Here is an 8,071-nt window from a genome sequence, read left to right on the forward strand (position 1 = left end):
TGTCATCATTGACTCTGTGGCTGCATTGACACCCAAAGCTGAAATTGAAGGTGAGATGGGCGATGCTCACGTTGGTTTGCAGGCACGATTAATGTCACAAGCTCTACGTAAACTGACGGCAAATATTAAACGCTCTAATACGTTGGTTATTTTTATTAACCAGATTCGTATGAAAATAGGTGTAATGTTTGGTAGCCCTGAAACAACAACTGGTGGTAACGCGCTAAAATTTTATGCTTCTGTACGTTTAGATATACGACGTATTGGCTCAATTAAGAAGGGCGAAGAAATATTAGGTAGTGAAACTCGAGTTAAGGTGGTTAAAAATAAAGTGGCACCACCTTTTAAAATGACTGAATTTGATATTTTATATAACGAAGGTATTTCTCGTGAAAGCGAAATTATTAATCTGGGCGTTCAGTTGAATCTGATTGAAAAATCAGGTGCCTGGTATAGTTATAAACAAGAAAAAATTGGCCAGGGCAAGGATAATGTCAGACTTTATCTGAAAGAAAACCCTCAAATTGCAGCGGTACTGGAACAGCAAATTCGTACTGAATTACTGGAAAAAAAGGCACCGGTCTCAGCTACTGAAACTGAAGACAGTTTTGAGAGTATTGATGACTAAAGCATTTGATAGCGCTGTACGCCTGCTCAGCAGGCGTGAGCATGGCGCTATGGAGCTATGTAACAAATTAGAACAAAAAGGTTTTGAATCGTCTGAAATTAAAGATGCCCTGGATAAGTGTCAACGTCTAGGTTTACAAAGTGATTGCCGTTTTATAGAAAATTACAGTCGCTCACGGATACGCCAAGGCTATGGTCCATTAAAAATTATTCAGGAATTAAAAAATAAAGGGCTTGATTCCGATCTTATCATGCATGAGCTGGTGCAGGAGCGGGATAATTGGTTATCCTATGCTTTGGATGTCTGGGATAAAAAGTGTAAGGGACGTACAGATTTAACTTTTAGTGAAATTCAAAAGCAACAACGTTTTTTGCTGTATCGTGGATTTAATATGGATATTATTGCTCAGGTAATGAAGGAGTTGAAGTGATTTTTTGATTCTATTTCGAGAAATTTTGAGTAGAATCAAAAAATTATTAATTAAAACAATAACCTCCCAACAACTCATTTGATGAGCTCTATCCAAATGAGCGAAGCTTTAATAGAAATAATTCAATTAACTTAAAATGGTAAGTCGTAGAAAATGAAAAGTTCTGAAATTAGAAAGGCATTCTTTGATTATTTTGCACAACATGGTCATCAATTAGTAGACTCAAGTTCTTTAATACCAGCTAATGATCCTACGTTATTATTTACTAATGCAGGAATGGTGCAATTTAAGGATTTATTTTTAGGGCTTGAAACCCGTTCTTACCATCGTGCGGTTACAGCACAACGTTGCGTTCGAGCTGGTGGTAAACATAATGATTTGGAAAACGTAGGATATACTGCACGTCACCACACCTTTTTTGAAATGTTAGGTAATTTTAGTTTTGGCGATTATTTTAAAAGAGAAGCAATTCAGTTTGCCTGGGATTTTTTGACTAAAGTACTGCAATTACCAACAGAGCGTTTATGGGTCACTGTTTATAAGGACGACCAAGAGGCTGAAGATATTTGGTTAAAGGAAATGGGCGTTTCCGCTGAGCGCTTTTCCCGTTGCGGCGAAAAAGATAATTTTTGGTCTATGGGGGATACTGGCCCTTGTGGTCCATGCACCGAAATTTTTTATGATCATGGTCCTGAAATTGCGGGCGGTCCACCTGGTAGCCCTGATGAAGATGGTGATCGTTACATAGAGATTTGGAATTTGGTGTTCATGCAGTTTAATCGTGATAAAGAGGGCGTTTTACATCCGCTGCCCAAGCCATCTGTTGATACAGGAATGGGGTTAGAGCGACTTGCTGCTGTTGTCCAGGGAGTACACAGCAATTATGAAATTGATAGTTTTCAATACTTGATTCACGCAATTGCCAAATTAGGTACGGGAATAGATGTTAACCATACTTCTTTAAAAGTGATTGCCGATCACATTCGCTCCTGCTCCTTTTTGATTGCAGATGGTGTTGCCCCAGGAAATGAAGGACGTGGTTATGTTTTAAGACGTATTATCAGAAGAGCTGTACGACATGGTAATAAACTGGGGCTACCTACACCATTCTTTTCTCAATTGGTACAGCCTTTAATTGATGTGATGGGAGATGCTTATCCTGAATTAATTAGCTCTAAAACCCATATTGAAAAGATATTGTTACAGGAAGAAAATCAGTTTGCACGAACCTTGGAACAAGGTTTACGTTTATTACAAGAGCATATGCAGGAGCTAAAGGGCAAACAGCTGTCCGGACAGGTAGCGTTTAAACTCTACGACACTTATGGTTTTCCTATTGATCTTACTGCTGATATTGCTCGTGAGAATGGTTTAGAAGTTGATATGGATGGTTTTAATCATCTGATGCAACAACAAAGAGAACAATCACAGGCAGCGAGTCAGTTTACTACCGATTATCATGCTCCAGTGCACATGGAGCATCAGTCAGAATTCCATGGTTATGACAAAGAGGCAATGGAAGGAACTGTTATTGCATTATTGCAAGATGGTGTTGAGGCTAGTCAATTGACCAAAGGCACAAAAGGAGCTGTGGTACTGGATAAAACGGCCTTCTATGCCGAAAGTGGGGGGCAGGTTGGAGATAAAGGCTACCTGATTGGGAAAGAATTCAGTTTTCGCGTAGATGATACGCAAAAAATTGGCCAGGCTGTAGTGCATTATGGAGAGGTTGAGCGCGGCTCATTAGCATTGAATGTAACTGTTCAGGCTCAAATTGATGGTAAGAGAAGGGATGCAATCCGTTTAAATCATACAGCAACCCATTTGCTGCATGCTGCTTTAAAGTCAGTTGTTGGCCCGCACGTACAACAAAAAGGTTCATTAGTTGATGCAGAACGAGCCCGTTTTGATTTTTCACATTTTGAAGCATTAACCCCATTACAAATTCAACATATTGAATTATTGGTTAATGAGCAAATTCGAGCAAATAATGAAGTCGTCACTCAGGTGATGGATATTGATGTTGCAAAAGAAAGCGGTGCTGTTGCATTATTTGGTGAAAAATATGCAGAGGCAGTACGTGTTTTATCTATGGGCGAATTTTCCAAGGAATTATGCGGTGGTACCCATGCTCGTCGAACTGGCGATATAGGTTTATTTAAAATTGTCGCGGAATACGGGATTGCCAGTGGCGTCAGACGTATTGAGCTGGTTACCGGGAGTTATGCCCTGGCTTGGGTAAATGAACAGCAGATACTTTTAACAGATCTTGCTGCTTTATTAAAAACGACTGTAGTTAATTTACCTGAGAAACTGACTCAGTTGATTCAAGATAATAAAAAACAAGAGAAAGAGCTCGGTAAATTACTGAGTGAGAAAGCACAAAAATCGGGAACTGATCTTTTAAGTGAAGTGGAACAGATTAATGGAATTAATCTCTTGGTTAAACGATTGGATGGCGTGGACGGTCAGGCCATGCGCACGACGCTGGACCAACTTAAATCCAGCCTGGAATCAGCAGTTATTGTTTTGTTTGCCGTTGATCAAAATAAAATGAATGTAATTGCTGGAGTCAGTAAAAATATTTTAGGAAAAGCACCAACTGCCGCTATGCTAGTGAGACACCTATGTGGTAAAGGTGGTGGCCGTGATGATATGGCACAAGGTGGCGGTGCCGTTCCTGATGATTTGGATGGGAAAATTAAAGAAATCAAGGCGATGATCGAAGGTTCTTGATTAAGTTTCTCTGCTAGGGTCTGTTGACATTTCATTTTTAGGCCAAAATGAAATGTCAACAGACCCTAGAGATACCAATTTTTTTGCATGCAGGTGACGCAGTAGATAGCTTAATTAAGTATTGGCTAGTTACCCTCTCCCCAACCCTCTCCCCAACCCTCTCCCCAACCCTCTCCCGCGTTCATTATCATAGTCTTATCTGGTTTCTTTCGCGGGTGAGGGGGATACCAGTGCTTTAGAACCTGCTGCGCATTGATAGGTTATCGTCGGGACGTAGTTTGATTTTGAAGTGTAGACTCCCTCGCCCGCGAAAGGAAAATGAGTATGTGTTCGGGGGTTGTTCGCAGAGAAGGTGAATCTGAATGATTATGGCTGGGGGAGTAGTTTGATTTTGAAGTGTAGAACTCCCTCGCCCGGAAAGGAAAATGAGTATGTGTTCGGGGTTTGTTTGCAGAGAGGGTGAATCTGAATGATTATGGCAGGGGGAGTAGTTTGATTTTGAAGTGTAGAACTCCCTCGCCCGCGCAAGGAAAATGAGTACGTATTCAAGGTTTTGTTTCGCGGGAGAGGATTGGGGAGAGGGCATGGAGATAGTTGGTGGTTGATTACGTTGCCAAACAGTATTACTGTATTACGAAATACACTGATTTTAGTGGCATTAGATTTATAAGCGCTAACTGAGTGATCATCTATTTTATAGGGAGAGTAAAATGAGCTTTATTAAGGAGTTTAAAGAATTTGCCATGCGTGGCAACGTGGTCGATCTGGCTGTAGCTGTTGTCATTGGTGCCGCATTTGGCAAAATAGTCAGTTCCTTAGTTGATGGTATCATCATGCCATTAATTGGATTATTATTAGGTGGAGTGAACATCAAGGGGGAAGCGTTTACCTTGGGGGATGCGGTTGTACGATGGGGGGCTTTTCTGCAAACGATTATTGACTTTACATTAATCGCTCTTTCTATCTTTTTAGTCATCAAATGCATTAATTTCTTAAAGAAAAAAGAAGAAGCTGAGGAGCCACCTCTGTCTTCTGTCGAAGTTCTGTTAATGGAAATTCGTGATTTATTGAAAGATAAAAAATAATGAATCAATAGCTATTTGAATCCACGTTTTAAGTGGTCAAAAAAAGACCTTGTGGTGCTTTTTGTGCTATAATTTTGATGGATTGACAAAAATAAGGATGTATATGAACGACCTATTAAATTTAATCGCGCTGATTATTGTCTTTGGTGTAGGTCTTTGGTTAATCAATGTCTTTATTCCCATGCCAGGGGCGATTAAAAGTCTTCTAAATGTGTTGGTATTAATCGTTTTAATTATTTATATTTTACAGTTTTTTGGAATCATTAAGACCATACTTCCTATGGTTCGCATACTGAAGTGATCATTCACCTGTGCCGTGGCTTGCCCACGGCATCCAGCAATACCGAGTATATCACCTTAGCTGAATTACATGGTAATTCTTGATGAATAAGTGCAAACTCATATTATAGTGGGATCGTCAGTAATAAAATGCATACTCAGTATTCCCCTCTGGAATAAATAATCTATTCAAAGCAACATCTATAACCGGTTTTTTAATATAAAGGGAGTTATATTATGCGACAGGTCAATAAACATGATAAAAAAACGTTTGAAGTCCTCTATAAAAAAATGGAAGGAATAAAAAAGGAGCTAAAACATTCACACAGTCTTGATATACTGCAAGCGATTATTGCTCGTTATAATTTAACCATAAAAGATCAAGACGTTATTTTGCATACAGAAACTGATCGTAAAATACAAAAACAACTGAATAAAATAACAAAACGAATCGATCAATTAATCTTTGATGCATGGTATAAACAACTTGAGACAGTGAAACATGAATTGAAGCATTGTAACAATGTGGAGCAATTAGATATTTTAGTACGGCATATTGATAAAATTAATCTTGATAAGAATGCTGCGCTAAGGTATGTGACAAAAAATCATTCTGCTAATAATAAAATTCTCAATCTGGAACTAGCGCTTGCTGATCGGCTGCTTAATAAAAAAAAGGAGCTTGGCTCAAAGCAAGAAGATTGGGTACAAATATCAGAGTCATGGATCTCTGATACAGAAGCAGAAGATTTAAATAATCCACATGGTGCTTATGTTATGGTTGATAATCACAGTTCAGAACAAATAGTATCTATAGAACTCCAAGAGTCACCAATATCCACAGAAGGTATTGATGATTCAGGCTCTATATCCAAGAGTGTTCCTATAAGCAAAATTTCTGATTCGAACATTTCTGAACCTCAAATTGCTGTAAACGCGGCAGAAGAATCATACAAGATACAGCTATTAACCCTTCAACAACAAAAAGAGCGGGATATACAATTAAGGGCGTTCGATAAGGTATTAAAGCAATTAGTGAGCAAGCGCGATGAGTTTCATCTTAATTGTCCAAAAGACAGTAAAGAAGATGCAACCAAAGCCTATGGTGCTGCATATCTGTTAGTTAATAAACTAACGGGTTTTTCCCACGTTTACAAAGAAGGGTGGATGGATCTTAAAACGTTTAAAGAGCTAACGATTAAAGAAATTCAGCAACAGCGACAAGGTGTTTTGAGTAAGCATAGAGGATGTAAGGAGCTATTGGCGAATTTATTATTTGCAATTGGGACACTGGGAATGGGTTATGCTTTAGCTGCCCTTTATACCCAAAGTTTTCTTCCCATTCGAGTGAATACTGATACTGCAAATTGTTTGGATGATGCACTGAAATCAGTTGAATTTCCTGATAGTGGATTGACACCAATGTAACTTATTCCTTGTCCTTCATTGACGTTTAACCTATGAATTCAGGGGGATGCTCATGCACTGAGTAGCTCCCTTGATTCTTTTTGTGGCGCGAGCGTTGCAGAGGTCGTAGAATTCGTCTTCCTGGAAATCGCTTAAACGAGATACAGCAGCTTTTATTATTTGCTATCTTTTTTATTTTGATGGATTATTTCCTGAAATAAATACGGATAACCTGGCAAGCACCGGAGAGGGGTTCGCTCACTGAGGTGTATTGGAGCATTCATGCGAGACACAACACTAAGAAACTATAAATTCGATAATGCTAAATTTTTTTTAATCTTATGTGTGGTGCTTCTTCATTTTATTTCTCCTCATAGAGGTTTATTAACGCAGAAATTTGTATTTACTCAAAATATGTACATTTGTCTGCAACTTCTGGCAATGCCCTGTTTTACCTTGATCTCTGGAGCATTCAGCCATGCCAGGATAACTGATAGCTCTATGGTTAAAATGCTTCGCATCTTAATTGTGCCCTACATTATATTTGAATTGATTTATTCTTATCTCGCTCGTGATTACAACACGAAACTTTTGATCATCGAGCCTTTTTACATTTTATGGTACTTATTATCTTTAGCAATATGGAGAACATTGCTGCCTTATTTTTTACAGTTAAAGTTTCCCTTGATTACGGCAATAGCTTTCGCTGTGTTTATAGGATTTTGCGGAAAAATAGGAGATGTCTTTGCTTTAGGCATCACTTTTTTATATTTTCCATTATTTATTTTAGGTTATAAATTACAGCGTTTTAAAGATAAAGAAGCGAATAAGGGCTGCAAGTTAGCTGCATTGGCTATTATTTGCTTTATTATATATTTCATCGTTCAATTATCACCCAATAACGTAAAACAGTTTGAACCTATATATCCTTATTACTCTATTTATCATTCAACAGTTTTAAAATCAGTGTTTCTAAGAACGTTCTGGATGATGATTTCGGTACTATTTAGTGTGAGTTTTCTAATTCTGGTTTCCGCTAAAAAATCTGTTGTTTCTGAATGGGGACAACGAAGCCTTTATCCTTACTTATTTCATGCATTTATTTTGTTAATGATGATTGATTTTGGGGTTTATCAAAATAACAATGGAATTTATATTGCAGCATTGATTCTTGGAGCAATGCTTACTACCATTCTGTTCTCTACACGTCTGGCACATCGATTATTTAATTTTCTGGTTGAGCCAGATCTTAAATGGTTATTCAGGCTGAAAGCAGAGGAGCCGTAACTGTTTGGTGTTAAACTCGATGAATGAGCCCGGATCGAGATTTTGTGATAATGGTATAAGGGCAATTTTAAAAGATAAAATGTCTGCCTTAGCTGAAAAATATCCCATGCTATGCATTATCTCTGGAACTGTAGCAACCAAAAAGCATTTTGAAAAAATTCATGATGAAAAATATATTGCCAACATTATTGAGCATGTCCAGGAACAGATAGATAACAG

6 protein-coding genes and 1 pseudogene are annotated in these 8,071 nt (G+C 38.2%); all 7 read left to right on the forward strand.

Annotation, left to right across the window (positions count from 1 at the left end):
- A pseudogene (locus Q0495_RS00040) lies at window positions 1–628 on the forward strand (DNA recombination/repair protein RecA); the annotation flags it as partial.
- Window positions 621–1,058 carry a recombination regulator RecX gene (recX, locus tag Q0495_RS00045; protein WP_298621816.1) on the forward strand — a complete coding sequence of 146 codons (438 nt, stop codon included), beginning with the start codon at window positions 621–623 and terminating at the stop codon, window positions 1,056–1,058. The pseudogene Q0495_RS00040 and the gene recX, both read left to right, overlap by 8 nt.
- A gap of 153 nt (window positions 1,059–1,211) precedes the next feature.
- Window positions 1,212–3,794 carry an alanine--tRNA ligase gene (gene alaS / locus Q0495_RS00050; protein WP_298621818.1) on the forward strand — a complete coding sequence of 861 codons (2,583 nt, stop codon included), beginning with the start codon at window positions 1,212–1,214 and terminating at the stop codon, window positions 3,792–3,794.
- A gap of 710 nt (window positions 3,795–4,504) precedes the next feature.
- The gene (gene mscL, locus Q0495_RS00055; protein ID WP_298621820.1) at window positions 4,505–4,879 is read left to right on the forward strand and encodes a large-conductance mechanosensitive channel protein MscL; all 375 of its coding nucleotides are present in this window, start codon (window positions 4,505–4,507) and stop codon (window positions 4,877–4,879) included.
- A gap of 103 nt (window positions 4,880–4,982) precedes the next feature.
- Window positions 4,983–5,180 carry a Thivi_2564 family membrane protein gene (locus Q0495_RS00060; protein WP_298621821.1) on the forward strand — a complete coding sequence of 66 codons (198 nt, stop codon included), beginning with the start codon at window positions 4,983–4,985 and terminating at the stop codon, window positions 5,178–5,180.
- A gap of 215 nt (window positions 5,181–5,395) precedes the next feature.
- Window positions 5,396–6,586: a hypothetical protein gene (locus Q0495_RS00065; RefSeq protein ID WP_298621823.1), complete on the forward strand. Its 1,191-nt coding sequence runs from the start codon at window positions 5,396–5,398 to the stop codon at window positions 6,584–6,586.
- A gap of 261 nt (window positions 6,587–6,847) precedes the next feature.
- A complete protein-coding gene (locus Q0495_RS00070) occupies window positions 6,848–7,852 on the forward strand; it encodes an acyltransferase family protein (RefSeq protein ID WP_298621825.1) in 1,005 nt (334 codons plus the stop codon).
- Window positions 7,853–8,071: the final 219 nt, after the last annotated feature.

This window comes from uncultured Legionella sp. (genome assembly GCF_937871865.1).
GTDB lineage: Bacteria > Pseudomonadota > Gammaproteobacteria > Legionellales > Legionellaceae > Legionella.